The organism is Hypericibacter adhaerens (assembly GCF_008728835.1).
Taxonomy (GTDB): Bacteria; Pseudomonadota; Alphaproteobacteria; order Dongiales; family Dongiaceae; genus Hypericibacter; species Hypericibacter adhaerens.
This window is the reverse complement of sequence record NZ_CP042582.1, coordinates 668,739-693,718: the sequence shown is the minus strand read 5'-3', so window position 1 is coordinate 693,718 and position 24,980 is coordinate 668,739. Positions and strand designations below refer to the sequence as shown.

At 67.6% G+C, this 24,980-nt stretch carries 26 protein-coding genes and 1 tRNA gene; 12 read left to right on the top strand and 15 right to left on the bottom strand.

All coding sequences use genetic code 11. The annotated features are described in order from the left end of the window. Positions 1–9 precede the first annotated feature (9 nt). Both FRZ61_RS03100 and FRZ61_RS03095 read right to left on the bottom strand, forming a co-directional pair. Complete coding sequence (locus FRZ61_RS03100; protein ID WP_151114926.1) at positions 10–1,005, bottom strand: sugar ABC transporter substrate-binding protein; 996 nt, start codon at positions 1,003–1,005, stop codon at positions 10–12. 45 nt (positions 1,006–1,050) lie between these two features. Beyond that, complete coding sequence (locus FRZ61_RS03095) at positions 1,051–2,025, bottom strand: ABC transporter permease (RefSeq protein ID WP_151114925.1); 975 nt, start codon at positions 2,023–2,025, stop codon at positions 1,051–1,053. Between the two features lie 300 nt (positions 2,026–2,325). Here FRZ61_RS03095 and FRZ61_RS03090 point away from each other — a divergent pair, with 300 nt between their 5' ends. Then, the gene (locus tag FRZ61_RS03090) at positions 2,326–3,279 is read left to right on the top strand and encodes a helix-turn-helix domain-containing protein (RefSeq protein ID WP_151114924.1); all 954 of its coding nucleotides are present in this window, start codon (positions 2,326–2,328) and stop codon (positions 3,277–3,279) included. Between the two features lie 155 nt (positions 3,280–3,434). On the opposite strand, the gene FRZ61_RS03085 is transcribed toward FRZ61_RS03090, so the two are convergent. Further along, positions 3,435–3,508: transfer RNA gene (locus tag FRZ61_RS03085), tRNA-Gly, on the bottom strand. Between the two features lie 335 nt (positions 3,509–3,843). On the opposite strand from FRZ61_RS03085, the gene FRZ61_RS03080 reads away from it, so the two are divergent. The 4 genes from FRZ61_RS03080 to FRZ61_RS03065 all read left to right on the top strand — a co-directional run bounded on the left by FRZ61_RS03080 (position 3,844) and on the right by FRZ61_RS03065 (position 7,966). After that, the gene (locus FRZ61_RS03080) at positions 3,844–4,758 is read left to right on the top strand and encodes an OmpA family protein (RefSeq protein ID WP_151114923.1); all 915 of its coding nucleotides are present in this window, start codon (positions 3,844–3,846) and stop codon (positions 4,756–4,758) included. A gap of 516 nt (positions 4,759–5,274) precedes the next feature. Further along, positions 5,275–5,667: a Co2+/Mg2+ efflux protein ApaG gene (gene apaG, locus FRZ61_RS03075; RefSeq protein WP_151114922.1), complete on the top strand. Its 393-nt coding sequence runs from the start codon at positions 5,275–5,277 to the stop codon at positions 5,665–5,667. Between the two features lie 117 nt (positions 5,668–5,784). Beyond that, positions 5,785–6,462, top strand: a complete 678-nt coding sequence (folE, locus tag FRZ61_RS03070) for a GTP cyclohydrolase I FolE (protein ID WP_151114921.1) — start codon at positions 5,785–5,787, stop codon at positions 6,460–6,462. A 52-nt stretch (positions 6,463–6,514) separates the two neighbouring features. Next, a complete protein-coding gene (locus FRZ61_RS03065; protein ID WP_151114920.1) occupies positions 6,515–7,966 on the top strand; it encodes a TrkH family potassium uptake protein in 1,452 nt (483 codons plus the stop codon). A 151-nt stretch (positions 7,967–8,117) separates the two neighbouring features. On the opposite strand, the gene FRZ61_RS03060 is transcribed toward FRZ61_RS03065, so the two are convergent. The 5 genes from FRZ61_RS03060 to FRZ61_RS03040 form a co-directional block, all read right to left on the bottom strand. Continuing rightward, complete coding sequence (locus tag FRZ61_RS03060; RefSeq protein ID WP_151114919.1) at positions 8,118–8,705, bottom strand: hypothetical protein; 588 nt, start codon at positions 8,703–8,705, stop codon at positions 8,118–8,120. 101 nt (positions 8,706–8,806) lie between these two features. After that, positions 8,807–9,118, bottom strand: a complete 312-nt coding sequence (locus FRZ61_RS03055) for a nucleoside triphosphate pyrophosphohydrolase family protein (protein WP_151114918.1) — start codon at positions 9,116–9,118, stop codon at positions 8,807–8,809. Between the two features lie 73 nt (positions 9,119–9,191). Beyond that, positions 9,192–10,121: an Hsp33 family molecular chaperone HslO gene (gene hslO / locus FRZ61_RS03050; protein ID WP_225309085.1), complete on the bottom strand. Its 930-nt coding sequence runs from the start codon at positions 10,119–10,121 to the stop codon at positions 9,192–9,194. Between the two features lie 180 nt (positions 10,122–10,301). After that, the gene (gene argF, locus FRZ61_RS03045; protein WP_151114917.1) at positions 10,302–11,237 is read right to left on the bottom strand and encodes an ornithine carbamoyltransferase; all 936 of its coding nucleotides are present in this window, start codon (positions 11,235–11,237) and stop codon (positions 10,302–10,304) included. Positions 11,238–11,240: 3 nt separating this feature from the next. Beyond that, positions 11,241–12,428: an aspartate aminotransferase family protein gene (locus FRZ61_RS03040; RefSeq protein WP_151114916.1), complete on the bottom strand. Its 1,188-nt coding sequence runs from the start codon at positions 12,426–12,428 to the stop codon at positions 11,241–11,243. 321 nt (positions 12,429–12,749) lie between these two features. On the opposite strand from FRZ61_RS03040, the gene FRZ61_RS03035 reads away from it, so the two are divergent. After that, positions 12,750–13,562, top strand: a complete 813-nt coding sequence (locus tag FRZ61_RS03035; protein WP_151114915.1) for a polyphosphate kinase 2 family protein — start codon at positions 12,750–12,752, stop codon at positions 13,560–13,562. Between the two features lie 10 nt (positions 13,563–13,572). Here FRZ61_RS03035 and FRZ61_RS03030 read toward each other — a convergent pair whose 3' ends face one another. After that, positions 13,573–14,391 (bottom strand): ABC transporter permease, encoded by an 819-nt coding sequence (locus FRZ61_RS03030; protein WP_151114914.1) that lies wholly within the window; start codon positions 14,389–14,391, stop codon positions 13,573–13,575. 38 nt (positions 14,392–14,429) lie between these two features. After that, positions 14,430–15,257, bottom strand: coding sequence for an ABC transporter permease (locus FRZ61_RS03025; RefSeq protein ID WP_151114913.1), 828 nt, complete (start codon positions 15,255–15,257; stop codon positions 14,430–14,432). A 314-nt stretch (positions 15,258–15,571) separates the two neighbouring features. Here FRZ61_RS03025 and FRZ61_RS03020 point away from each other — a divergent pair, with 314 nt between their 5' ends. The 3 genes from FRZ61_RS03020 to FRZ61_RS03010 all read left to right on the top strand — a co-directional run bounded on the left by FRZ61_RS03020 (position 15,572) and on the right by FRZ61_RS03010 (position 17,619). Further along, entirely contained in the window at positions 15,572–16,213 is a 642-nt protein-coding gene (locus tag FRZ61_RS03020; protein ID WP_151114912.1) for a regulatory protein RecX, read from the top strand. 229 nt (positions 16,214–16,442) lie between these two features. Next, positions 16,443–16,943, top strand: a complete 501-nt coding sequence (locus FRZ61_RS03015; RefSeq protein WP_151114911.1) for a tetratricopeptide repeat protein — start codon at positions 16,443–16,445, stop codon at positions 16,941–16,943. 133 nt (positions 16,944–17,076) lie between these two features. Continuing rightward, complete coding sequence (locus FRZ61_RS03010; protein ID WP_151114910.1) at positions 17,077–17,619, top strand: tetratricopeptide repeat protein; 543 nt, start codon at positions 17,077–17,079, stop codon at positions 17,617–17,619. A gap of 54 nt (positions 17,620–17,673) precedes the next feature. Here the strand turns inward: FRZ61_RS03010 and FRZ61_RS03005 are convergent, their stop codons facing one another. Further along, a complete protein-coding gene (locus FRZ61_RS03005; protein ID WP_151114909.1) occupies positions 17,674–19,407 on the bottom strand; it encodes an adenylate/guanylate cyclase domain-containing protein in 1,734 nt (577 codons plus the stop codon). Between the two features lie 69 nt (positions 19,408–19,476). Between FRZ61_RS03005 and FRZ61_RS03000 the strand changes: the two genes are divergently transcribed. From FRZ61_RS03000 to FRZ61_RS02990, 3 genes are read left to right on the top strand one after another with little or no spacing between them, the layout of a single operon-like run. Beyond that, the gene (locus FRZ61_RS03000; protein ID WP_151114908.1) at positions 19,477–20,712 is read left to right on the top strand and encodes a diaminopropionate ammonia-lyase; all 1,236 of its coding nucleotides are present in this window, start codon (positions 19,477–19,479) and stop codon (positions 20,710–20,712) included. A gap of 15 nt (positions 20,713–20,727) precedes the next feature. Beyond that, positions 20,728–21,042, top strand: a complete 315-nt coding sequence (locus FRZ61_RS02995; RefSeq protein ID WP_151114907.1) for a DUF1289 domain-containing protein — start codon at positions 20,728–20,730, stop codon at positions 21,040–21,042. Continuing rightward, positions 21,039–21,959 carry a DMT family transporter gene (locus FRZ61_RS02990; RefSeq protein WP_151114906.1) on the top strand — a complete coding sequence of 307 codons (921 nt, stop codon included), beginning with the start codon at positions 21,039–21,041 and terminating at the stop codon, positions 21,957–21,959. Before FRZ61_RS02995 ends, FRZ61_RS02990 begins: the two co-directional genes overlap by 4 nt. A 3-nt stretch (positions 21,960–21,962) precedes the next feature. On the opposite strand, the gene FRZ61_RS02985 is transcribed toward FRZ61_RS02990, so the two are convergent. From FRZ61_RS02985 to FRZ61_RS02970, 4 genes are read right to left on the bottom strand one after another with little or no spacing between them, the layout of a single operon-like run. After that, positions 21,963–22,442 carry a nuclear transport factor 2 family protein gene (locus FRZ61_RS02985; RefSeq protein WP_151114905.1) on the bottom strand — a complete coding sequence of 160 codons (480 nt, stop codon included), beginning with the start codon at positions 22,440–22,442 and terminating at the stop codon, positions 21,963–21,965. Positions 22,443–22,452: 10 nt separating this feature from the next. After that, positions 22,453–22,692 (bottom strand): acyl carrier protein, encoded by a 240-nt coding sequence (locus FRZ61_RS02980; RefSeq protein ID WP_151114904.1) that lies wholly within the window; start codon positions 22,690–22,692, stop codon positions 22,453–22,455. 2 nt (positions 22,693–22,694) lie between these two features. Continuing rightward, the gene (locus tag FRZ61_RS02975; RefSeq protein ID WP_151114903.1) at positions 22,695–23,429 is read right to left on the bottom strand and encodes a GNAT family N-acetyltransferase; all 735 of its coding nucleotides are present in this window, start codon (positions 23,427–23,429) and stop codon (positions 22,695–22,697) included. After that, positions 23,426–24,883, bottom strand: a complete 1,458-nt coding sequence (locus FRZ61_RS02970) for a class I adenylate-forming enzyme family protein (RefSeq protein ID WP_191909271.1) — start codon at positions 24,881–24,883, stop codon at positions 23,426–23,428. The genes FRZ61_RS02975 and FRZ61_RS02970 overlap by 4 nt, the downstream gene beginning before the upstream one ends. Positions 24,884–24,980: the final 97 nt, after the last annotated feature.

The window sequence follows — 24,980 nt, the reverse complement described above, 5'->3', positions numbered from 1 at the left end:
AACGGGCGGTCAGCCCTTGGCGTCGAGGCTCCAGCAGTCGCCGGGCTTCATCGTGTCCTTGGTCAGGATGGTGAGAGGCGTGAACAGCGTCGTATGCGTCTCGCCCGGCTTCGGCTTGTTCTGCAGCAGGCTCTTGATCATGTCGGCCATGTCGCGGGCCTGGCTCGGCACGTGATAGACGACGACCTCGCTGAAGAGACCCTTCTCCAGATTGTCGCAAGCCGCCTGGTTGCCGCCGCCCTGCGTGATCAGATAGACGTTCTTGCCGGCCTCCTTGATGGCGGAAGCCGTGCCCACATCCATCACGTCCCAGAAGCCCACGGCCCCGCACAGATCGGGGTTCTGCTGCAGGGCGGTCGCCATGATGGTACGGGCCTTGGTGGCATCCCAGTCGGCGGCCTGGTTGGACACGACCTTGATCTCGGGATGCTGGGACAGGACGTTCTCGATCCCCTTCATCTGATAGGCGCTGGCCGCGGCCGTCAGCACGCCTTGCGTGATCGAGACCTTCCCGCTGCCGCCGTTGGCCGGCGAGCATTTCTCCACCAGGCGGTTGCCCAGATACTCGCCCATGCCGACATAGTCGGCGCCGATGAAGGCGTCGGTCGAGTAGCTCGAGCGCATATTGACCTGGACGACATAGATGCCCGCCTGCTCGGCCTTCTTCAGGAGCTTGGCGTAGGACTGGACGTCGGGGTTATGGACGACGATGACGTCCGGCTTCTCCTCGATCAGCGAGGTGATGGCCTGGGCGCCGGCGTCGGTGCTCCAGTTCGGATCGCGGACCTCGAACTTGATCCCGAGAGGCTCGAGATACTTGCGGAGGCCGGCGGCCCAGCCTTCGGTCAGGTCGAAGCCCATCGCGACGGGGACGTAGGCGACCCGCTTGCCCTTGAAGGCGTCGTAGTAGGATGCCCGCGCCGGATCGTCGATGCCGTCGGCCATCGCCGTCGTGCCGATGAGCCCGATGGCTGCCGCCAGCAGCAATGCTTTCACGCTTCTCATGGTGTTCTCCCTGGTAAGCCGTTTGTTGGTTGTTTCACGGATGGATCAGATGTCGCCTTGTTGAGCCGTCTGCTCGTCGCGCGGGTTGATGATGGTGTCGGCGACGATCGCGGCGAGCAGGATGACGCTCTTGATGACGTTCTGGACGGTGTATTGGATGTTCATGATCGTCATCCCGTTGATCAGGATGCCGATGAGGAGCGTGCCGACGATGACGTTGCGGATGCCGCCGCGGCCGCCCGAGAGACCGATCCCACCCAGCACCACGACGAGGATGATGTCGTAGACGAAGGTCGAGATCGCGATGCGCGTGTTCATGCTGTTGACCGACGTCACCGTGACGAGCCCGGCGAGAAATCCCACCATGGCGGAAAGCGCATACTGCATCACGACGACCGGACGGACCGGCAGGCCGGTGATCCGCGAGGTCAGCGGGTTGTCGCCGATCGCGCGGATGAAGCGGCCCGATTTGACGTAGCGGAGGAACAGGGCGGCGAGCGCGCAGACGAGGACGAAGACGAGGACGGGGACCGGAATGCCTTCGAGGTTCCCGGCGCCGATCCAGACGATCGGATGCGCCGCGTCCGGCAGGTAGACGACGTCGAGATCGATGAGGAAGAGCCGGCCGAAGCCGTAGATCAGGATCCCCATCGCCAGCGTCGCGAAGATGGCGGGGATCTCGATATAGGCGATCAGGAAGCCGGTGATGATCCCGAAGACGAGGGACATGACCAGTCCCAGGGCGAGCCCGCCGGCCAGCGACATGCCGTTGGTCACGAGCTGGAGGGACCAGGCCAGCGACATGGCCATGAGGGAGACCAGAGATAGGTCAATACCTCTGCCAATTACGACAAGGGCCATCGCGACGCCGAGGATCCCCAGCACCGAGACGCTGCGAACCAGCGCCAGCAGGTTGTCCGGCGCGGAGAAGCCGGGGAGAAAGACGGCAAACGCCGCCAGAAGGGCCAGCGCGAACAGAAAGACGATGCGTTCTTGCGTCAGATTGAAGACGCGGAACATGGGTATTCCTCCACCCCGACGATCCCGTCGGGCTCACGGGTCTTTGGCGTCTTTTGGCCAATTGCCGTGTGTGGCGGAGTACCACCGGCCGAAAAGGCGATTCTTGCCTGGGCGTGCAGGATTTTTGCTTGCCCGTGCACTTGAAGTTTTTATTGCTGCCGCAACCCGAAAGGCGAAGAATGAAATAAAGGGATAAAAAACCTAGAAAAAACTGGGCCCTTCGACTCGGCGGCGCCGTGGCCACAGGCCGCGCCCCGGACGGGCCGATGAGGTTCCTCGAGCCAGACCAGGGAGGGAACGGTGGACCTAGTCTTCTCGACGGAGAGCCTGGCGCAGGCGAAGCGCTATGCTGCCTGGCGCGACGCGATCTGCGACGTCTATGTCCATGTCGATGTCAAGGCGGAGGATCCGTCCAACTACGAAGGCTTCATCCGCGAAGCGCAGTTCGGCGCCGTCACGGTGACCGACATCCTGCTCTCGCATCAGCAGATCTCGCGCCGGCGCTCGCATTTGGCGAAGCTCGACAAGGATTGCTACTACGTTCAATTCATCCAGAGCGGCAACATCAATGTTCTCCAGTCCAGCGCCGCGCTGTCGACCAATGCCGGAACGGGCGCGCTCTTCTGCGCCTCCGAGCCTTACGACCTGCAGTGCCAGGGGAAGATCCGGTCCTACTATCTCGAGATCCCGCGCGAGGCTTTCGCCTCGCGCTTCGCGAAGGATCGCGCCCCGCTCTCCGCGACCTTGAGCACCGGCCAAGGGCTGGGCCGCATCGCCGTCGAATTCTGCTCCATGCTGGCCACGCAAGGCGCTCCGCTCGAGGCCCCCATTCGCGCCCGTCTCGGCGAAGAGCTGATGGACGTCCTGGCGCTGGCCTTCGATTCGGCCCATGGCGAGGAGCCACTGTCGGACCAGGCCGTGCAGAAGGCGCGCCTGCGCTCCGTCAAGGCCTGGATCGAAGACCATCTCTGCGAGCCCGACCTGACGGTCGAGGCCATCGCCAAGGGCAACGGGATCTCGCTGCGCTATCTCCACGCGCTTTTCCGCCTCGAAGGAACCTCCGTGTCCCATTGGGTCTGGAACCGGAGGCTGGAGCGCAGCTACGACATGCTGCTCAAGAGTGGCCACGAGGCGCAGACGCTGACGGAGATCGCCTACCGCGTCGGCTTCAACAGCTCCTCCCACTTCAGCACGACGTTCCGCCGCAAGTTCGGGATACGGCCGTCGGACGTGAAGCGCGGGAATCCGGCGTGATTTTTCGGCGGTCGGCGTCGATGCTGCCGCTTCGGGCTCGATCCGAAACACGGCGGACATGCGTGCGTTCTTCCGTCTGCGCTCGGCATCCGGGAATCGGCTTCATTCACCGGGCGAAGGCGGCGAGGAATATCGGGGCGGGGGGAATCGAAAGCTGGAGCGGGTGAAGGGAATCGAACCCTCGTCGTAAGCTTGGGAAGCTTCTGCTCTACCATTGAGCTACACCCGCATCCCTGCCGGACGTTATAGGCAATGCCCGGAGAGGCGACAAGAATCGCGGAAGGCACCGGTGAGTCCGCCCGGCGAAGGTTTGACAACCTCGGCCGCCGGCTCTTGGGCGGGCGCCAGCCTCAGCCAAAAGGCTAGGGATAATCGCCTTCTGATAGCGCTCCAAGTTCGGCTGCATTTTTACCACAGACTGTGGTAAATTGGTCACAAGGGGTTCGAAAGCCAGCCAATTTCACCGGCTGGCTTTGACAATTTACCGTACCGTCCCTACTATCCGCCCAGTGGTGGTACCGCCGGAAAGCCTGGTTCGGCGCCCCTCTAGGGGGTTGGTTGGGCATGGGGCTGGTGCAATACCGCGGCACACGGGCAACGTGGCCCGCGGGTTTTGGGGAGATAAAAAAGATGTTGAATTGGAAGTCCTTGGGGGTTGTCGCCCTGGTCGGCCTTCTGGCCGGGTGCACGACCAACATCCAAGCCATGAAATCGGTGGAGGCGACCGGTTCGCCCTTCACCAAGGCTCTCGCCGAGGAATACCGGCAGATCGTCACCTTCGAAGCCGACCAGATGTACGACTGGCCGGATGCGGATTACTTCGCCCAGAAGGGCCTGAAGGCCGCGGCCGGCGAGGTGGTGCAGCCGGAAGAGCTGGCCAACTGGGATCTGCCCGCCGAATGGGCAGGCGATCTTGCCGAAGGCCGCAACCGTCTCATGGTCGCGCTGGAATCCGGCGCCCGTGATTCGCACCCCGACCTGGCGGCACGCGCCCAGGGTCGCTTCGACTGCTGGATCGAGCAGGCCGAAGAGAACCATCAGCCCGACCACATCGCGGCTTGCCGCAACGCCTTCTACGCCGCCCTCGAAGAGCTCGAAGCGGCGATGAAGCCGGCCGCCGAGCAAGCGGCTGCAGAGCCGGCGATGCCGTCCAGCTACATCGTCTATTTCGACTTCGACAAGTCGAACATCCGCCCGGATGGCCAGACGGTGGTGAACCAGGTCATCTCCGACGCCAACAAGATCGGCACGCCGCCGATCTCGGTGACCGGTCATGCCGACCGCGCCGGTCCGGAGGACTACAACATGGCCCTGTCGCTGCGTCGTGCCGACGCGGTCCGTGACGCCCTGATCTCCGGTGGCATCGCCGCCGACCAGATCACGACGGCCGGCCGCGGCGAAGACGAGCCCGCAGTGCCCACGGCCGATGGCGTGCGCGAGCAGGCCAACCGCCGCGTCGAGATCATCATCCAGCAGTAATCTCGACGACAGGGTTTCGACCCGAAGACGGCGCCGGAAGAAATTCCGGCGCCGTTTTTCCTTTGGGGATCGGTCGGACCGACAGGGTCCGGCTCAGGGCCGGAAGAAATTCCGGCGCCGTTTTTCCTTTGGGGATCGGTCGGACCGACAGGGTCCGGCTCAGGGCCGGAAGAAATTCCGGCGCCGTTTTTCCTTTGGGGATCGGTCGGACCGACAGGGTCCGGCTCAGGGCCGGAAGAAATTCCGGTGCCGTTTTTCTTTCGGGGATCGGCCGGACCAGCGAGCGCCGGAAGAAACGCCAGCGCCCTCGTTTGAGGGATGACTCGAAGCTCGATGCGATCGCTTCACCGATCGATCGCCCCAGCGAGCGTGGGGATAAGGCGAGGCTGCGCGGCTGGACATAGCCCTGCTGCCGCCTAGAATGCCTTCACGAACGACGGGCCACGGGACGCTGCCGTTTTCGGTCGCCGACGGCAGTCCGCGTCGATAAGGTGCCCCCCCACGCCAAGGTGCCCCATGTACAGCCAGAGCACGCGATCCATCCGCATCACGGTCGAGCCGACCTATCTCGACGACCAGTCGGCACCCGAGGAGCAGCGCTTTGTCTGGGCCTACCATGTGCGCATCGAGAACCAGGGCGCGGAGACGGTGCAGCTGCGGTCGCGCTACTGGCGGATCACCGACGCGCGCGGCAAGGTGCAGGAGGTGCGCGGCGCGGGCGTGGTGGGCGAGCAGCCCGTGCTCAAGCCAGGCGAGTCGTTCGAATATACCAGCGGCACGCCGCTCCCGACCTCGTCGGGCTTCATGGTCGGCACCTACCAGATGGAGAACGAAACCGGCGAGCGGTTCGACGTGGCGGTTCCCGCCTTCTCGCTCGACAGCCCGCACCAGCCCAAACGCCTGAACTGACCGAGACCCGCCCGCCGACGGACGAGCCGGGCCCCCTTGAAGTTTCCGGCGCGTTCCCGACGTTTCCGGGAGCCGCGATCAGCGGCCGCCCGGCGCCCCGAACAAGGACATGACGCGATGAAGCAGCCCCGCCCCGCCAAACCCGAACGCGCCGCCGGCCCGCGCCCGCGCCTGGTGAAGAAGAATGGCGGCGTGCTGCTGGCGAAGCCGTCGCGCGACGAGGCCGAGGAGGCCGTCCGCACCCTGATTCGCTGGGCCGGGGACGATCCGAGCCGCGAAGGGCTGGTCGGCACGCCCTCCCGAGTCGCGCGCGCCTTCGAGGAATTCTTCGGCGGCTACGAGGAGGATCCGGTCGAGGTGCTGCAGCGCACCTTCGAGGAGACCGGCGGCTATGACGAGATGGTCGTGCTGCGCGACATGCGCTTCGAGTCGCATTGCGAGCATCACCTCGCCCCCATCATCGGGCGCGCCCATATCGCCTATCTTCCCAGCAAGCGCGTGGTCGGCATCAGCAAGCTCGCCCGGGTGCTCGACATCTACAGCAAGCGGCTGCAGATCCAGGAGAAGCTCACCGCCCAGATCGCCAACACGATCGACGAGGTGCTGCAGCCCCAGGGGGTCGCAGTGGTGATCGACGCCGCCCATCAATGCATGACGACGCGCGGCGTGCATAAGCCCGGGATGAGCATGGTGACCAGCCGCATGCTGGGCCTGTTCCGCACCGATGCCCGCACCCGGCGCGAATTCCTCGCCATCATCGGCCAGCCCGCGGCTGCGGCCATGGTCAATGTGTGAGTGCCGCGGACGGCGTCCGGGGTCATCCCACTGATGCGGCGAACCAGGCCCCATGCCTGATTTCCGTGCGGTCTTCTTCATCATCGGCTTTCTGCTTCTGGCGCTGGCGGTCGCGATGCTGCTGCCGGCGGCGATCGACGCGCTGGCGTCCGATCCCGACTGGAGGGCTTTCGCCGCCTCGGCGGTGATCACGGGTGTTGCCGGCGGCGCCCTGGTGCTGGGCTTCCGGCCGGCCGAGGCGCCGCAGCTCCGGGCCCGCGAGGGCTTTCTCCTGGTCACCGCGAGCTGGGCGATCATGGCGGGCTTCGCCACGCTGCCGCTGATGCTCACCCGTGCCGGCCTCGACTTCACCGACGCCTATTTCGAGAGCATGTCCGGCCTGACCACGACCGGCGCGTCGGTCATGCCCGATCTCGACGGCAGACCGATGGGCGTGCTGCTCTGGCGCGCGCTCCTCCACTGGATCGGCGGCATCGGAATCATCGTGATCGCGGTCACGGTGCTGCCGGTCTTGCGCGTCGGCGGCATGCAGCTCTTCCGCATGGAATCCTCCGACCGTTCCGAAAAGATCCGCCCGCGCGTCAGCCAGGTGTCGGGCGTGCTGATCTCGGTCTATGTGACGCTGACCACGCTCTGCGCCGTGGCGCTGGTGGTCGCCGGCATGCCGGCCTTCGACGCGGTCTGCCACGCGATGGCGGCGCTGGCGACCGGCGGCTTCTCGACCCACGACGCCTCGATCGGCTATTTCCACAACCCGGCGATCGAATGGATCCTGACCGTCTTCATGCTGATCGGTGGCATGGCCTTCGTGCAGCTGGCCCGCGCGGCGCGCGGCGACTTCACCTGGCTCTGGCATGACGACCAGACCCGCTGGTACCTGACCTGCATCCTGGTCTTCATCGTCGGCATGACGCTCTGGCAGTGGGACGCCAACGGCCGGGCCTTCGGCGAGGCGCTGCGCAGCTCCAGCTTCAACGTGGTCTCGGTCATCACCACCACCGGCTTCGCCTCGGAGGACTATCTGCAATGGGGCAGCATGCCGATGGTGATGTTCATGGTGCTGCTGTTCCTGGGCGCCTGCACCGGCTCGACCTCGGGCGGCATCAAGTTCTTCCGCATCTGCGTCGTGGGTGCGGTGGCGCGCTCGCAGATCCGCCACCTGATCCACCCGCACCGGGTCTCCCTGCCCTTCTATAACGGCGAGCCCGTGAGCGACGAGGTGGTGCGCTCGGTCCTGAGCTTCATCGTGTTCTATATCGCCGTCTTCGCCGCGATCTCGATCGCGATCAGCGCCTTCGGCCTCGATCTGGTCTCGTCCATGAGCGGCGTGGCGCAGGCGATCAGCAATGTCGGCCCGGGCCTCGCGCCGGAGATCGGCCCGGTCGGCAACTTCGCCCATCTGCCCGACGGCGCCAAATGGCTGCTCTCGCTCGCCATGATGCTGGGGCGCCTCGAGCTCCTCACGGTGCTGGTGCTGCTGAGCCGGACCTATTGGCGGGGGTGAGCGCGACGCTCGTTATCGCCACCGCTCTGCCGTCATTCCCGCGAAAGCGGGAACCCAACGATGTCTCGCGCTCCGACCTGGCCATGGGCCCCCGCTTTCGCGGGGGTGATGAACGAGTAATCGCGATCGAAACTTCGAAGTCGCGAAGCGATTACCTCACGAACTCCTTCAGCCCCGTCCCGATCCGCTGCTCCAGCTCGGCATTGAGCGACTTCATCAGCGCGTCGGTCATCTCGAACCAGAGCTTCTCGCGCTCGTTCAGGGTCATGTCCTCGGCGGCGGTTTCGCTGCGCTTGGCGGTCGCGGTGATGGCCCCCCGGTGGTTGCCCATCCGGTTCTCGACCTCGAGCCGCACCGTCACGGTCACGTCGTAACGGTCCGACTGGTCCTCGGTGACGACGCCGGTGAGGCCGGTGGTGCGGGGCAGCGGCACGTCGATCGCGGAGCCGTCGGTGATGGTGAAGGTCGCGACCCCGTCGCTGCCCACGGCCTTCAGCCGGTCTTGTGCCCATTGCCGCGCGGCGGTGGCGGGCGGCGTGGGGAAATCCTGCTCGACATGCGGATCGGTCATGGGCGGCTGATAGGCGTCGACGATCACGATCTTCGCCACGTCGAGATGGATCGGCGCCAGATGCTGATAGGTGAGCTGTGGGAAGGGCTCGCGATGCGGCGGCGTATCGCAGGCGGCGAGGGAAAGCCCGGCCGCGGCCAGCAGCAGGAACGCAGGGATTCGCTTCATCATGAGGGCTCCGGCGCGACTCGGGGGAAAGGCAGGATCGTCGGCGCGGCCCCTAACTGCCGCCGGGGGAAGGCCCGGTCAAGCCGGCAGGCGTCGACCGCTTACCTGGCGCGAGGGCTTTCCGCCAGCCGCGCCTCGATCTTGGCGCGGCTCTGATCGAGGATCTCGCTCGGACGGAGCCCCAGCGCCAGACAGAGGCGCGTCCAGTAATAGGCGACATCCCCCAGCTCGTCCGCCAGCCGCGCCGCATCGAGTTTGCCGTCGCGCAGCCGCTTCTTGATCTCGCCCGCCACTTCTCCGGCTTCGCCGGCAAGACCCAGCCCGAGATAGGAGAGCTCGCGCGGATCGGCGGCCCCTTGCGGGCGCACCCCGCCCGTGGCCGCGGCCCAGGTTCCATAGGCGTCGATCTCCATGGGTTCCTCCCCGAAGCTCAACAGGCGCCGGCCCCGGTCGAAGCGGCGCCGGGGCCCGAGGGAACCTTCGCCCTCAGGATTTGGCCAGCGCCGCGATCTCGCTGTCGCCGAAGCGGTAGACCCGGCTGCAGAACTCGCAAGTTACCACCACCTCGCCCTCGACCTTCATCTCCTCGAGATCCTGCTGCGGCAGGGCCTCGAGCACGCGCTCCACGCGCTCGCGCGAGCAGCGGCAGCGCGCCTCGAGCGCATGGTCGCGGAAGACCCGCACCCCGTCCTCATGGAACAGGCGGAACAGCAGATCCTCGGCCGGCAGATCGGCGGACGTGAGCTCCGCGGGGCTGCAGCTCGACATCAGGATGAGCGCGTGCCGCCAGGCCTCGTCGGCATCGTCGCGCACCAGCTCCGTTCCCTCGGTCGGTAGGCGTTGCAGCATCAGCGCGCCGGCGCGCCAGCCCCGGTTGCCGCCGCCGGCGGGTGCGCGCGCCGCCACCATGACGGCCGCCTCGAGCTGCTCGGACTGGCGGAAATAGCCATGGACGCATTCGGCGAGCGTGGCGCCGGTGAGCTCGACGATGCCCTGATAGCGCTCGGTATGGGCACCCTGGTCGACCGTCAGGGCCAGGTAGCCCGCGCCGAACAGCCGCGGCACCGAGGGCGCAGGCCCCGTGCCGAGGGCCGCCACCGCCGCCGCGTCGAACTGCGCATAGCCGCGCATATGGCCGGCGCTGGTGACATCGGCCACCATCAGCTTGACCGGCCCGTCGCCCTTGATCTGGAGGGTGAAAACGCCCTCGAACTTGAGCGCACCGGAGAGCAGCGCCGCCAGCGCCAGCATCTCGGCCAGCCGCTCGGCCACCGGTTTCGGATAGGCGTGGTGGCGCAGCACCTCGTCCAGCAGGGGTCCCATCCGCACCACGCGGCCGCGCAGCGCGCTGGCCTCGATCTGGAAGGGGAGGACGCGGTCGTCGCCCTCGGTCTCGACTCTGGTTTCCAGGCTCAATTCGGGCTCCCAAAGGGCGTCGTCAGCGCCGGGTGAAGGGTCTTTCGCGCTGAAAACGCATCCCAACGAGCGGCTCCAGAGCAGTTTACCGCCCTCATGTGAGGGGAAAACGCTCGGAAACAAGGCCCGGGCGGCTTCCTTCCGAACCCGCCCCGGCCCCGCTCATCCGTAAACCCGCCGTCAGATCGCCCCGAGGGCCCAGAGCAGGATGCCCTTCTGGGCATGAAGGCGGTTCTCGGCCTCGTCCCAGACGACCGATTGCGGGCCGTCGATGACCCCGGCCGTCACCTCCTCGCCGCGATGGGCGGGCAGGCAATGCATGAAGATGGCGCCGGGCTTGGCCTGGCCCATCAGCCCCTCGGTCACCTGATAGGGCGCCAGCAGCACATGGCGCCCCATGGCGTCGGTATCGCCCATCGAGACCCAGACGTCGGTCACGACGCAATCGGCGCCCTTGACCGCTTCCTTGGGGTCGGCCGTGACATGGACCTTCCCCTTCTCCGCCTTGGCCCAGCCCAGCACCTGGCCGGGCGGGGTGAGCTGCGGCGGGCAGGCGATCTGGAGCTCGAAGCCGAAGCGCACGGCCGCATGGGTCCAGGAGGTCGCCATGTTGTTGCCGTCGCCGATCCAGGCGATGCGCTTGCCGGCGATGGGGCCGCGATGCTCCTCGAAGGTCATCACGTCGGCCATGAGCTGGCAGGGATGGGTGCGGTCGGTGAGGCCGTTGATGACGGGCACCGTCGCGTTCTCCGCCAGCTCCAGGAGCTTCTCCTCCTTGGTGGTGCGCACCATGATGCAGTCGACATAGCGCGAGAGCACGCGCGCCGTGTCGGCCACGGTCTCGCCGCGCCCGAGCTGCATGGCGTCGCGCTCCAGCACCACCGCCTCGCCACCCAGCTCCTTGATGCCGAGCTCGAAGGAGACGCGGGTGCGGGTCGAAGGCTTCTCGAAGATCAGGGCCAGCGACTTGCCGGCGAGAGGCTTGTCCTTGCCGCCCGGGACCTTGCCCTTCTTGCAGGCATGGCCGGCATCGAGGATCTGCCGGAGCGTGGCGGTGTCGAGCTTGTCGAGATCGAGGAAATGCCGCGGGGTCTTGCCCGCCGAAGATGACGACATGATTCAGTGCTCCGGCCAGGCCTTGGCGACCCCGTCGAGGATCGCGACGCCCTCGTCGATATGCCGTTCCTCGAGGATGAGCGGCGGCAGCAGGCGGACGACATTGTCGCCCGCTCCCACCGTCAGCAGCCCCGCCTCGCGCAGCTTGTTCTGCATGTCGGTGTTCGGCACGCGGCATTTGAGGCCCAGCATCAGGCCCTTGCCGCGCAGCTCCTCGAACAGCTTCGGATATTTCGCGACCAGCGCCGCGACACGCTTGTGCAGAATCCCGCCGATCGCCTCGACGCGCGGCAGGAAGCCGTCGGCCAGCATGACGTCGAGCACCGCGTTGCCGACCGCCATGGCGAGCGGATTGCCGCCGAAGGTCGAGCCGTGGCTGCCGGGGGTGAGCGCCGCCGCGGCCTTCTCGGTCGCGAGGCAGGCGCCCATCGGGAAGCCGCCGCCGATGCCCTTCGCCGTCGCCACGACGTCCGGCTTGATGCCGGCCCATTCATGGGCGAAGAGCTTGCCGGTACGGCCCATGCCGCACTGGACCTCGTCGAAGAACAGCAGCAGGCCGAACTCGTCGCAGACCTGGCGCAGGCCCTTGAGATACTCGACCGAGGCCGCGCGCATGCCGCCCTCGCCCTGCACCGGCTCGACCAGCACGGCGGCCGTTTCGGGCCCGATCGCGTTGCGCAGCTCGTTCAGGTTGCCATAGGCGACATGATCGAAGCCCTCGACCGTCGGCGCGAAGCCCTTGAGATGCTTCTCCTGGCCGCCGGCCGCGATGGTCGCCAGCGTGCGGCCATGGAAGGCGCCCTCGGTCGCGATGATGCGGTAGCGCTTGGGATCGCCGAAATCGTCCTGCCATTTGCGGCACATCTTGATGCCGCATTCGATCGCCTCGGCGCCCGAGTTGGTGAAGAAGACGCGGTCGGCGAAGCTGGCCGCGGCCAGCCGGTCGGCGAGCCGCTCGCCCTCCGGAATGCGGTAGAGGTTCGAGCTGTGCCAGAGCTTCTCGGCCTGGTCCTTCAGCGCCGCCACCAAATGCGGATGGGAATGACCCAGCGCGGTGACGGCGATGCCGGAGGCAAAATCCAAGTAACGTCGCCCGTCATTGCCGAACAGGTAGGCGCCCTCGCCCCGCTCGAAAGCGAGATCGGCGCGCGCATAGACCGGCAACAACGCAGAGGCGGACGACGCAGACATTGGATGTAGCCTCCCTGGGATGGATAAGAACGAAGGCCCCCGAAGGGGCCGGCTGACCGCTCCCGCCCCGGCCGAAACGGGGACACCCTCGAAAGGCTGGCGGCCTCATCAAGGCTTTCCGGGCGTTTCCGGCAGAAAGGGCGGAAGAGCCCGAGACTATCGGGTGCGGAAGGCCGGCCTGTCAACCAAGCGGAGGGGGCCCGGCCCGCAACCCTGTCTTGCACAAATTCGCTTGGTGGCTCAGCCTTCTAGCCGATTGGCCCAGGCCCGGCCCCGGGGCCCGCGCCAAGCCCACCCGAACCCCGTCCTGGAGGCATTGCCATGCCGATCCCCCGTCTCGCCAAGGCCGATCTCAGCCGCAAGCTGCCCGACGAGGAGACCTACGAGGACAGGCTCAAGGCGGTCCAGATCGCCCTGCTCCAGATCCAGCAGGCCTATCTGCGGCAGGGTCGGCGCGGGATCGTGGTGCTCGAAGGGCCCGACGCCGCCGGCAAGGGCAGCCTGATCCGCCGCCTCTCCGCAAGGCTCGATCCCCGCTACTGCTATATCTGGCCGATCGCAGCACCCAACGAGATCGAGCGGGGCGAGCATTACCTCGAGCGTTTCTGGCGGCGCATGCCCGACCATGGCGAGCTCGCCGTGTTCGACCGTTCCTGGTACGGCCGCGTGCGCGTCGAACGGGTCGAGAAGCTGATCAAGCCGCCGGTCTGGAAGCGCGCCTATCGGGAGATCGTCGAGTTCGAGCGCATGCTGGTCGATGACGAGATCCGGGTGATCAAGATCTTCCTGCATATTTCGCCGGAGGAGCAGCTCCGCCGCTTCGAGGAGCGGGCGGAAACGCCCTACAAGCGCTGGAAGCTGACGCCCGACGATCTGCGCAACCGCAGCCTTTGGGACGAGTATATCGAGGCGACCGAGGAGATGTTCCAGAAGACCTCGAGCCCGCACGCGCCCTGGAATCTCGTCGCGAGCGATTTCAAATGGTGGGCCCGGATCCGCGGCCTCGAGATCATCGCCAAGGGGCTGGGCGACGGCATCGACCTCAAGCCGCCGCCCTGCGATCCCGATCTCGCCAAGGCGATCCGCAAGATGGCGAAGAAGGCCAAGCGGGGCGGCCGGGCGCTGAAGCCCTGACGCGCCGGCGTCACGGCTTGATGCGATAGCCCCGCGCCATCAGCCGCCAGACGAGGGCGCCGGCCGCGAGGTTGCAGCCGAGCAGCACCGCCGCCCCCAGGAGCGGGTCGGCCTCGCGCCAGCCGGTGAGCCCGCCGCGCATGCCGTCGAGCGCGTAGAAGAAGGGGTTGAACGAGACCAGCCTCTGGCCGATCTCGGGCAGCACCGCCACCGGCAGAAACATGCCCGAGAAGAACGAGGTCGGGATGAAGACGAAGGTGTGGGCCGCCGTGTAGTGGTCCCAGCGCGTCGACCACATCCCCACCAGGATTCCGAGGAACCCGAACAGCAGCCCGCCGCCGGCCGCGAACAGCAGGATCGCCGGCAGGTCGGCGAGCGCGTAATGCGCGAAGGGCCAGAGGCAGAGCGCCACCACGAAGCCGATGACGAGCCCGGTGCTGGTGGCGGAGAGCGCATAGCCCAGCACGCGCTCGAACGCCGTGAGCGGCGCCATCAGCACGTCGGCCAGCGCCCCGGTGTGCTTATCATAGAGGATCGAGGCCGAGGTCGAGGAGAGGGCGCGCTCGGCGATCGACATCATGACCAGCGCCGGCGCCACGAAATCGGCGAGCGCGATGCCCGGCACGCTCCAGCTCCGGCCGCCCAGCGCCAGCCGGAACACGGCGAAGAACAGCAGGCTGGTGACGACCGGCCCCAGCAGGTTGTCGACATAGCCCTTGATGAAGCGGCCGAACTCGCGCTGGTGCAGCGACCAGAGCCCGAGCCAGCTGACGCGGCCGAAGCGCCGCAGGCGCGGCGCCGGGACCGGCAGACCGATCGAATCCGTCATGATCGCAACGCTCGGGTCATGGCGGTATCGGCGTCGCTCTAGGGCCGGAGCTTGTAGCCGATCGCGAACAGGCGATGGATCAGCGCATAGAGCCCCAGATTGGCGAGCGTGAGCACGATGAGGCCCGCGGCGAGCGAGCCGTCGGCATGGCCGATGAAGCCGTAGCGGAACCCGTCGATCATGTAGAAGAACGGGTTGAAATGCGCGACCGTGTGCCAGAAGCCCGGCAGCCGTTCCGCCGAATAGAAGGCGCCCGACAGGAAGGAGAGCGGCGTGATCACGAAATTGGTCACGGCCGCGATATGGTCGAACTTCTCCGACCAGAGCCCGCCCAGGATGCCGAGCAGCGACAGCATCAGGCTCGCCGCCACGGCATGGAACAGCACGAAGAAGAGATCGTGGATATGCACCGGCGTCAGGAGCGCGATCACGACCCCGACCGTGATGCCGACGGCAAGCCCGCGCGTGAGGCCGCCCGCGGCCAGCGCGAAGGTCAGCTCGCCGGGGCTCAAGGGCGGCATCACCAGATCGACGATGTTGCCCTGGATCTTGGCGATCACCAGCGAGGAGGAGGTGTTGGCGAAGGCGTTCTGCACCATCGCCATCATGATCAGGCCGGGCCCGAGGAATTCCGGGAAGGAGACGCCGCCGACATTCTGCACCGCGCGGCCCAGCGCCAGCGTGAAGATCGCGTAGAACAGCAGCGTGGTCACCAGCGGCGCCAGGATGGTCTGGGTCGCGACCTTGATGAAGCGCCGGATCTCCTTGAGATAGAGCGTCCAGAGCCCGATCCAGTTGACGGGACCGAAACTGCGGGTCGCGGGTGCGGCAGGCCGGGGGATGGAGGTCGAAGCGGGCAGGGTCATGATCGATATCGAGAACGGGCCGAGACGTTAGGCCCGGGACCGCAGCCGGAGCAACCCTCGCCATCCGCAGGCCCCCTGCCGGGCCGGCGCATGGCTGCGACGGCTCTCTACATCCCCGCCCCCGCTTCGGGGGGAGGGCAAGGAAGGGGGCGGCTCAATATCGATACCGCGCAGCCCCCTTCCTAACCTTCCCCCGTTCCGGGGGAAGGAACAGAACGAGTTAGGGACCCCGCCGTCGGCGCCGCTCGAATGATGTGACCCGCGCCCCGGTGCCATACCATTCTCGGGCTCTCAATTCACGGTTTTCCCTGGCAATGCCCTCATCCTCGTCCGGCGATTCCTCCGCCTCCTCAGGCCCCGCGGCCCGGAAGGAGGCCGAGGCTCGGTCCTCGCCTTCCGCGTCGCCGCCGAATCTCGCCGCCAGCCTGCACGAAGCGGCGCTCGACTATCTGGCGCGCTATGCCGCGTCGAGCGCGAGGCTGCGGCGCGTGCTGGAGCGGCGGGTGAGGCGCCGGCGGACAGACCGCGACGGTCTCGAGGCGGCACGCGGCATCATCGGCGACATCGTCGCGAAACTGACCGCGCAAGGTTTCCTCGAGGATGGCCGCTACGCCGCGGCCAGGGCCGAAAGCCTGTCGCGTCAGGGACGGTCGCGGCGCTGGATCGAGGCACGGCTGGCGGCCGACGGCATCGCCCCCGACCTGATCCGCGGGGCGCTGGAAGCGCTCGGCGGGAACCACGGCGATCGCGAGCTGGAAGCGGCCATCGCTTTCGCCAAGCGGCGACGGCTGGGACCCTATCGCCGGACCAGACCGCGCAGCCCCGGAGCCCTGCAGGCGCTGGCCGACAAGGAGCGGGCGGCCTTCGCCCGCGCCGGGTTCGACCGCAGAACCGCACAAACCGTGCTGGGCGCCGCCTCGCCCGACGCCCTGGCCGCCCTGCTGGCGACCGGCTGACGTCGCTACCGGGGCCGGACGGTTCCGGTCCGGCGCTTCATCGATTGTCACCGGGCCAGCCTTACGATCCTTTGGTCTGAACGGCTCTCTCCGTCCCCTCACCGGGCATCAAATGCCCGTGAAAACGCGACGGGTGCTGGCTTGCGGCAAGTTCGCGTCCCATTTCAGCCTCTATAATACTGGTGGGCACCCTGTCATCCGGTCTTGGCACCGCAAAGGAGATTGATCGATGTCCAAACTCACCCGTTTCGCCCTCGCTGTCGGACCCGCCTTCGGGCTCGTCGCCGGCCTCGCGCTCGCCCTGCCGGCGCCGTCGGCCTGGTCGATGGGCAGCTCGAGCGACAGCTCCAGCGACTCCCCGGCCACGACCGCGGATTACGCGACGGCCAAGAAGCTGGTCGATGAGGAGAAATATCGCGATGCGATTCCCATCCTCGAGCAGCTGGTGGCGAAGAACCCCGCGGATGCCGATGCCCTCAACGAGCTGGGCTTCAGCCATCGCAAGCTCGGCCACCAGAACAAGGCCCTGACCTACTATCTCAAGGCGCTCGCCACCGAGCCTAACCATCTCGGCGCCAACGAGTATCTGGGCGAGCTCTATCTCGAGATGAAGGACCTGCCCAAGGCCGAGGAACGGCTCGCCGTGCTGCAGAAGGCCTGCACCAGCTGCGAGGAGTACAACGAGCTCAAGGAGAAGATCGAGGACTACAAGGCGAAGCAGCAGAGCTGAGCGGGCCACCGATTCGCCAGCCCGGCGATTTTCCATAATATCTATAGATATCAGACCCTTAAAGAGGGGATTGCGGAGGGCAGGGCGAAGCCGCAGAGTGGCGCCCCCAGCCACTTTGGACGAGCGTGCCCTGATGCTTGCCTGTCTTCGCGCCGCCCTTTGCGGCGTCCTGCTGCTCGGCGCCGCCGCCCTGCTTCTGCCGCTGACCGCCCATGCGCAGGACCCCAATGGCGGCCTCAATCTGCAGAACCCTTACGCGAAACCGAACACGCTCGGCTCCACGGGGTCGCGGCTCAACGAAGAAATCACGCCGCGCAACGAAGACTACGCCAGGGCGCTGAGCCTCATGCAGGACGGCCGCTACGACGACGCGATCATCACCCTCAACAAGCTGGTGGCGATGAATCCGATCGACTACGACGCCCTCAACCAGCTCGGCTACTGCTACCAGAAGCTGGGGCAGCCTGGAAAAGCGATGGGCTATTACAAGAAAGTGCTGGGCCCCAAGCCCGATCATCCCGGCGCGAACGAGAATGTGGGCGAACTCTTCCTCGAGATGAAGAATCTCGAAGGCGCCGAGGAGCGGCTGACCGTGCTGCAGAACACCTGCAACAATTGTGCCGAATACAACTCGCTCAAGGCCAAGATCGACAGCTATAAGGCGCAGCAGGGCTGAGCGCTTGCAGCTCTCTTGTCCCCTCCCCCCTTCAGGGGGAGGGGACAGTTTTCTTCAGCGCCTCGCTGCACTTTCCTCCGTCGCCTTCGCGCGGCGCGATCTTCTCATGACGCCGCCGGTGAAGGGCGGCAGCGTGCGCGCGTCGGCAAGCGCCAGCACGGTCAGGGGCTGCGAGCGGCCGCGGACCGCGATCTCGTGGCGGGCGGCATCGGCGAGATCGAGCCCCGCCAGCTCCGCCACCGAGGCCGAGACGACGAGCTGGCAGGCGAATTCCTTGGTGAGGCCCTCGAGCCGGCTCGCCGTGTTCACCGAATCGCCGATCGCCGTCATCGAGGTGGCGCGCCCATAGCCCATCTCGCCCACGATCGCCGGCCCCACATGGATGCCGATGCCGATCCGGAGCGGCTCCGGCAGATCATGCTCCAGCACGCGATTGACCTCGTCGAGATTGACCGCCATGCGCCGGGCCGCCTCGAGGGCCAGGCGGCAGCCTTCTTCCGGGCTGCCGCCGACGCCGAACAGCGCCATCACCCCGTCGCCGATGAACTTGTCGAGATGCCCGCCCGCCTGCTCCACCGCCGTGCCCATGGCGCGGAAATAGCGGTTGAGCAGGAACACCACGTCATAGGGCAGCTTGCGCTCGGCGAAGCGGGTGAAGGCGCGCAGATCCGCGAACAGGATCGCGATCTCCTCCTCGTGGCCCTGGAGATAGCCGGGCCGCGCATGGGAATCGCGCGGGCTCGCGGTCGGCGGGAGCATCGGCAGCACCGTCAGGTTGGCGCGCGGCCGGAGCTGGCAGGCGAGGCGCACGCCGGGCTCGGCCGCCACGCGATCGAGCACGCGGCGCTCCTCGGGTCCCGGCTCCGGCAGGGCTTCATCGCTGGCGAGGATCCGCACCCGGCAGGTCGAGCAGCGCCCGCGCCCGCCGCAGACGCTGGCATGCGGGATGCCGCCGATCCGGCTCGCCTCGAGCACCGTCGTGCCGGGCTGGATCATCACCTTGCGCCCGTCGGGATAGGTCACGTAGAGCGCGCGGTGGCGGGTGATCCAGGCGCGCAGGCCCCGCGCGAGCAGGGTGGCGATCAGGAGCAGGGCGAAGAGCCAGAGCAGCCCGTCGCGGATGCGATAGAGCAGCGCCGCCTCGTCGTTGCTGGGGAAACGGATGATGATCTTCGCCGCCTCAAGCCAGTCCGGATCCTCGGCCAGCCGCGCCACCTCGCGGCCAGCCTGGGTGAAGCCCAGGAGCGCCAGCACCGGCAGCAGCAGCGCCAGCGCGAAAAGATAGGGCGCCCAGCGCGGGAACCAGCGTTTCAGCCGCAGCCAGAAATAGAGGCCGATGCAGCCATGGATCCAGGCGATTCCCGTCGCCAGTGCCTGCAGCAGGCCGTCCTTCGGGCTCCACAGCCAGGTGACGAGAAGCTCATAGGCATAATTGTCGTTGGTGCCGAAGAGCGTCGCGTTGAGCCGGGTGCCGATCACGTGGGTGACGATGAGCGGCGGCACCGCGAGCCCGAGCAGGAGCTGCGCCGCCTCCCAGGGCGCCATGCGCAGGGAGCGGCGCTGATAGACCGACCCGTAGGCCAGGCCCAGATGCGCGAGGATCGCCGCATAGAGCAGCACCGTCATCGGCCCGTTGCGCCAAAGCAGCAGGAAGAGCCCACGGCCCTCTTCCATCGCATCGAGCGAGATCAATCCGGCCGCATGATTGAGATAGTGGGTCAGGAGATAGGCAAAGAGCGTCAGGCCGGTGACGAGCCGCACCCGTCGCACGATAACCTTGGCCCGCATGGGTCTATCGCCTCTCCCTGGGGCCGGCACGGTTTTCCCGGTCCCCGCGACGTGATATTAGACGCGGCCATGACTCACTGGAAACCCGACCCTTTCGCCCATCGCGTCGAAGTGAACCCGCGCGCGCTCCCGAGCGACGCGCCCTACCCGCCCGGCTTGTCGCCGATCCTCGGTCCCGAGGGCTTCGCCGCGGCCGGGCAGGAGATCCGCGGCTGGCCCGGCTATCGCCCCACCAATCTGGTGAGCCTGGCCGGCCTGGCCGCGTCGCTGGGGCTGGGCGGCATCTGGTACAAGGACGAGGGCTCGCGTTTCGGCCTCGGCAGCTTCAAGGCCCTGGGCGGCGCCTATGCGGTCTATCGTCTGCTGGCGGAAAGGGTGAAGGCGGCCACCGGCCACGCGCCGAGCTCGGCCGAGCTGATGGCGGGCGCCCACCGCGACATCACCGCCGGCATCACCGTCGCGACCGCGACCGACGGCAATCACGGCCGCTCGGTCGCCTGGGGCGCGCAGCTCTTCGGCTGCCGCTGCATCGTCTATATCCATGCCGGCGTCAGCGAGGGACGACGCGACGCCATCGCGCAGTATGGCGCCGAGGTGCGCCGGATCGAAGGCAACTACGACGATTCGGTGCATCAGGCGGCGGCCGACGCCGCCGCGAACGGCTGGCTCGTCGTCTCCGATACGTCCTATGAAGGCTATATGGAGGTGCCGAAGGCGGTGATGGCCGGCTATGGCCTCGTCGCGCAGGAGACGCTCGACGAGCTTCCCGTCGACGAGCGGCCGACGCATCTCTTCGTCCAGGGCGGCGTCGGCGGCCTCGCCGCCGCGCTGACGGCGCTCCTCTGGCAGAAGCTGGGCCCCGAACGGCCGCAGATCGTCGTGGTCGAGCCCGATGCGGCCGACTGCCTGTTCCAGAGCGCCCTTCACGGCAAGCCCACCAAGGTCGAAGGCAATCTCGACACCTTGATGGCGGGTCTCGCCGCGGGCGAGGTCTCCCTGCTCGCCTGGGAGATCCTCGATCGCGGCGCCAACGGTTTCGTGACCGTGCCCGACGAAGCCGCGATCTCGGCCATGCGGGCGCTCGCCGAGGGTGTGGGCGGCGACACGCCCATCGTCGGCGGCGAGGCCGGCGTGGGCGGGCTCGCGGGCCTGATCGCGGTCATGGGCGATCCGCAATCGGCGCAGAAGCTGGCGTTGGGTCCGCTGTCGCGCGTCCTCGTCATCGGCAGCGAGAGCGATACCGATCCCGAGCTCTATGAGCGGCTGGTGGGCCGCAGCGGCGCCGAGGTCCGGGCGGCGGCGTGACCGGAAAGCCCCGTCATGGATGATCAGCGGGCGCGCCGCCTTCTCGAGCGCGAGCGCCGGCGTGCCGAGCGATTGAAGGCGCTGGCGGAGGGGCCGCCCAGCCCCTGCATCGGCGTCTGCCGGATCGACGACCGCAGCGGCTGGTGTATCGGCTGCTTCCGCAACATCGACGAGATCCGCGAGTGGATGATCATGCCGCCGGCCGAGCGGCACCGGCTGCTGGAGGAATTGAAGCAGCGCCGCGCCTCGCAATCGCCCGCCGCCGCGCATGGGGCGGGTTCTCATCCCGGCGCGGCACCCGCGGTGAAGCCGGACGAGAAGCAGAAGTGAGCGCGCCGCTCTCCAAGCGCGACGGCATCCTGATCATGGTGCCGCTGACGCTCTGCTGGGGCGCCAACTGGCCGGCGATGTCGATCGCGCTCACGGAAATCCCGGTCTGGACCTTCCGCGCGCTCTGCCTCGCGCTGGGCGGCGCCGGGCTGCTCGCGATCTCGCTCGCCGGCAGGGCCTCCCTGCGCATTCCGCGGCGCGAGCTGCGGCCGCTCCTGATCTGCAGCTTCTTCAACATCACCGCCTGGCACCTGCTGTCGGCGGCGGGGCTGCAGCTGCTGCCGGCGGGGCGGGCCTCGATCATCGCCTTCACCATGCCGCTCTGGGCGGGGCTGATCGCCTGGCCGGTGCTGGGCGAGCGGCCGACGGTTCGCAGCCTGGGCGGGCTGGGGCTGGGCCTGGCCGGCATCGCCGCCCTGATCGTTCCCGAATGGGAGAGCATCGCGGCGGCCCCTTATGGCGTGCTGGCGATGATCGGCGCCGCCATCGGCTGGGCCTCCGGCACGGTCGGGGTCAAATATTGGCGCTGGACGATGCCCACCACCGTGCTCACCGGCTGGCAGATCCTGCTGGGCGGCATCCCGGTCATCATCGGTGCGCCGATCTTCGACTGGGGTTACGGTTTCGACAATGTCGATGGGCGCGGCTGGATCGCCCTCGCCTACACGATCCTGGTCGCGATGCTGTTCTGCCAGTGGGCCTGGTTCAAGGTGGTCGCGACCTTCCCCGCCCAGCTCGCGGCGATCAGCTCGCTCGCCATCCCCATCGTCGGCGTGGTCAGCAGCAGCCTGCTCACGGGCGAGACCATCGGCCTCGACATCGTGGTGGCGCTCGCCTGCGTGCTCTCGGGGCTGGCGCTGGTGCTGCTGCGACCGGCGAAGCGGCCGGCAGCGAGTCCCGCACGGGCCGGGGGATAGAGGCTATGGCGCCGGTTCGGAGCGGGTGACGAAGCCCAGAAGCTTCCACCCCTCGGCCGTTAAGAGCCAGGCTTGCGAAACTTCAAAATCGAGGGGTTGAGCGGGCCCGTCGGACGACCCCTCCGCGATGACGATCGGCAACACCAGCTTCCAGCTGCCGGGTCCCATCCTGGTCCACTTGGCCCGCGACAGGTCGGGCTTGGCGCTCCATCGGCCATCGAATACGCGCTCAAAGTAGCGCATGACGCCTTCATGACCCTGCGCATCCGTGTGATTGACGTACCAGACGACCTCGGGTGACTCCAGGATGATCGCGCCGACAGCATCGAGGTCATGGGCGTTGGCCGCTTCGATGAAGCGCGTAAAGGCGGCGGCGATCTGTGCTTGATCATCTGCGCGCGCAGGGCCGCAAAGAAGGACCGACAACGCCAGCATCACGGCGCTTCCGAGGATACCGAGCCTTCCCAAGGTCCGCGTCACCATATCTTCTCGCCTACGCCGTGGCAGCGAGTGGCCTTCCCTCCAGCACCGCCGCCACGTCCGCAAGGCTTGCGATCGCGAAGATATGCTCGGCCGGAAGCTCGCGGCCGAGGGCCGCTTCGAGCGCCTGGACGAGGCGCAGATGGGCGAGGCTGTCCCAAGCTTCGAGTGTCGCGATCGAGGCGTCGTCGGGCAGCGTCGCCGCGTCGATCTCGAGCGCGGTCGCGAGCAGGGCCTTGGCGCGGGTCGTCATGATCAGGCTCCCGTCTTCTTCGCGGGCTTCGCGGCGGCGCGCTTGGCCTTGTGCGCGGCCCAGTCCTCGGGCAGGAGACCGAACATGAACTGGTCGACGCGCTCGCCGGCGGGGTTGATGCGGTGGCGCTTCAGCACCCCTTCGCAGCGGAAGCCCTGGGCGCGGTAGTTGAAGACCGAAGGCACGTTGCGCGCCATCGGGTTGCCCCAGATCTTGCCGACCTTCAGCTTGTCGAACATGAAATCGATGATGGCGTTGCGGGTCTCGAGCACCGCGCCCTTGCCCCACCAGGCCTTGTCGCCGATCACCACGTTGGTGCTGGCGAGATTGTGCCGGCGGTCCCAATAGCAGGAATAGAAGCCGATCAGCCGGCCCGTCTCCTTGAGGAAGACGCCGAAATGGAACGAGGTCTTGTTGTTGAAGCGGTCGATATATTTGTGGATGTCCGCGATCGTCATCGAGCTGGGGGCGCTGTTGACGCCGGTCATGATCTCCTCGTCCCGGGTCCAGGTGAGATAGTCCGGGCAGACATCGGCATGCTGCATCGAGCGCACGACATAATGCTCGGTCTCGAGGCGCAGCGGCTGGCCGGGGCGCCAGGAGGCGAGCGGCACGCCGGGATGCGGCTTTGCCGCCCCGGCCGCCGCCGGCGCGGCCGCTTTCGGCTGGAGGCGCGGCGGCTGGGCGGCGCCGGGAACCGGCGCGGCGGCCCGTGGCGATGGCGTCTTCTCGTTCACCGTTTCAGTCCTTCGCAATGCTGGCGCACCGTGGCGCGGCTGATCTTGCCACGATCGGTCTTGGGAATCTCCGGCAGCAGGAACCAGCGCTCCGGCACCAGCTCGCGCCGGATCCGCTCCAGGCACCAGGCCCGGAGATCGGCCGGCGCCAGCTTCGCATTGTCCGTGGTGCGGATCGCCGCCGCCAGGATCTCGCCCGAGACCGCGTCGGCCATGGCGAAGCAGCAGGCCTCGGCCACCTGCGGATGGCGCTCGAGGAAGAGATCGATCTCGGCCGGGTTGATCTTCATGCCGGCGCGGTTGATCTCGTCCTTCTGGCGCCCGACCAGGCGCAGCGTGCCGGCCGCATCGAGCCGGCCGATATCGCCGGTATGGAACCAGCCGGCCTGGAGCACGGGCGCGGTCAGATCGGGGCGCCGCCAGTAGCCCTGCATCAGGCTCGGGGTCTGCAGCAGGATCTCGCCTTCGCCCTCGGCCAGGAGCCGGCCTTCGCCCGTGAGGATCGCGGCCTGACCGCCCCAGAGCCGGCCGATCAGCCCGTCCTCGGGCCCGCCTTCCGCGGCCGAGGCGCCGGCGACCCAGTTCGCCGTCTCGGTGATGCCATACATGTTCACCACCCGGTCGGTGCCACTCCAGCCCATCACCTGGCGCCAGAGATCGGCGCCCAAGGGTGCGGAGCCGATATGGACGCGCGCCAGCGATCCGCCCTTGGGCGGCTTGCCCGCCTTGAGCGCGATCTTCCAGAAGCTCGGCACCGAGCTCATGAAGGTGATGGCGTGATCGTCGATCGTCTGCGGCAGGGCGGCCGCCGTGGCGAGGCCGCCCGCGCCATGGAGATAGAGATCGCCGCCGGCGAAGAGCGGCGTCAGGCAGTTGCCGATCAGGCCATGGCCGAAATGGGTCGGCAGCACGCAGAGCGTGCGCGCGAGATCGGCCAGGCCGATATGGGCGCGGTTCAGCGCCAGGCGCGCCAGGATCGAGCGATAGCTGTGGGCGACGCCCTTGGGCGCGCCCGTCGTGCCCGAGGTGAAGAGCAGCAGCGCCGTGTCGTCGAGGCCGCCGCCGAGAAGACCCGCAGGGGCCGCGGCCTCGGCCGCCCCGTGCTCGCGCTTGAGATCGAGGATCGGCAGGGACAGGCCCTGGCCATGGGCGAAACCGTCCGTCGCCAGGAGCAGCTTCGGCGAGAGGAAGCCCGCCACGGTCGCGAGCTCGTCGCGGGTCAGGCCCGGGTTGGCGCAAGCCGCGATGGCGCCGCACTGCCAGACGGCGAAGAGGTCGCAGAAGAAACCGGGCGTGCCGCCATGGGTGATGAGGGCCGCCTGCCCCGGCCCCAGCCCGTGGCCGGCCAGGATCGCCGCCCGGCGCACCGCCTCGGCGCGCAGCGCCGCCCCCGTCAGCGTCACGCCGCTGACGAGGTCGGTCACGCTGCCGAACCCGATGGCCTCCAGACGCATGGCGTGGGCCCGCTCCCTGACCCGTGAAACCGCGAATCCTCGCGCCCAAGGGTCAAGAAACGGTGAGGAAATGGCAAGGGCGGCGAGAAGTGAAGGA

Bases quoted from the DNA above. Each gene is read 5' to 3' on its own strand.
- FRZ61_RS03100 (WP_151114926.1), bottom strand. From the start codon at position 1,005: ATGAGAAGCGTGAAAGCATTGCTGCTGGCGGCAGCCATCGGGCTCATC.
- FRZ61_RS03095 (WP_151114925.1), bottom strand. From the start codon at position 2,025: ATGTTCCGCGTCTTCAATCTGACGCAAGAACGCATCGTCTTTCTGTTC.
- FRZ61_RS03080 (WP_151114923.1), top strand. From the start codon at position 3,844: ATGGGGCTGGTGCAATACCGCGGCACACGGGCAACGTGGCCCGCGGGT.
- apaG (WP_151114922.1), top strand. From the start codon at position 5,275: ATGTACAGCCAGAGCACGCGATCCATCCGCATCACGGTCGAGCCGACC.
- folE (WP_151114921.1), top strand. From the start codon at position 5,785: ATGAAGCAGCCCCGCCCCGCCAAACCCGAACGCGCCGCCGGCCCGCGC.
- FRZ61_RS03065 (WP_151114920.1), top strand. From the start codon at position 6,515: ATGCCTGATTTCCGTGCGGTCTTCTTCATCATCGGCTTTCTGCTTCTG.
- FRZ61_RS03060 (WP_151114919.1), bottom strand. From the start codon at position 8,705: ATGAAGCGAATCCCTGCGTTCCTGCTGCTGGCCGCGGCCGGGCTTTCC.
- FRZ61_RS03055 (WP_151114918.1), bottom strand. From the start codon at position 9,118: ATGGAGATCGACGCCTATGGAACCTGGGCCGCGGCCACGGGCGGGGTG.
- argF (WP_151114917.1), bottom strand. From the start codon at position 11,237: ATGTCGTCATCTTCGGCGGGCAAGACCCCGCGGCATTTCCTCGATCTC.
- FRZ61_RS03040 (WP_151114916.1), bottom strand. From the start codon at position 12,428: ATGTCTGCGTCGTCCGCCTCTGCGTTGTTGCCGGTCTATGCGCGCGCC.
- FRZ61_RS03035 (WP_151114915.1), top strand. From the start codon at position 12,750: ATGCCGATCCCCCGTCTCGCCAAGGCCGATCTCAGCCGCAAGCTGCCC.
- FRZ61_RS03030 (WP_151114914.1), bottom strand. From the start codon at position 14,391: ATGACGGATTCGATCGGTCTGCCGGTCCCGGCGCCGCGCCTGCGGCGC.
- FRZ61_RS03025 (WP_151114913.1), bottom strand. From the start codon at position 15,257: ATGACCCTGCCCGCTTCGACCTCCATCCCCCGGCCTGCCGCACCCGCG.
- FRZ61_RS03020 (WP_151114912.1), top strand. From the start codon at position 15,572: ATGCCCTCATCCTCGTCCGGCGATTCCTCCGCCTCCTCAGGCCCCGCG.
- FRZ61_RS03015 (WP_151114911.1), top strand. From the start codon at position 16,443: ATGTCCAAACTCACCCGTTTCGCCCTCGCTGTCGGACCCGCCTTCGGG.
- FRZ61_RS03010 (WP_151114910.1), top strand. From the start codon at position 17,077: ATGCTTGCCTGTCTTCGCGCCGCCCTTTGCGGCGTCCTGCTGCTCGGC.
- FRZ61_RS03005 (WP_151114909.1), bottom strand. From the start codon at position 19,407: ATGCGGGCCAAGGTTATCGTGCGACGGGTGCGGCTCGTCACCGGCCTG.
- FRZ61_RS03000 (WP_151114908.1), top strand. From the start codon at position 19,477: ATGACTCACTGGAAACCCGACCCTTTCGCCCATCGCGTCGAAGTGAAC.
- FRZ61_RS02995 (WP_151114907.1), top strand. From the start codon at position 20,728: ATGGATGATCAGCGGGCGCGCCGCCTTCTCGAGCGCGAGCGCCGGCGT.
- FRZ61_RS02985 (WP_151114905.1), bottom strand. From the start codon at position 22,442: ATGGTGACGCGGACCTTGGGAAGGCTCGGTATCCTCGGAAGCGCCGTG.
- FRZ61_RS02980 (WP_151114904.1), bottom strand. From the start codon at position 22,692: ATGACGACCCGCGCCAAGGCCCTGCTCGCGACCGCGCTCGAGATCGAC.
- FRZ61_RS02970 (WP_191909271.1), bottom strand. From the start codon at position 24,883: ATGCGTCTGGAGGCCATCGGGTTCGGCAGCGTGACCGACCTCGTCAGC.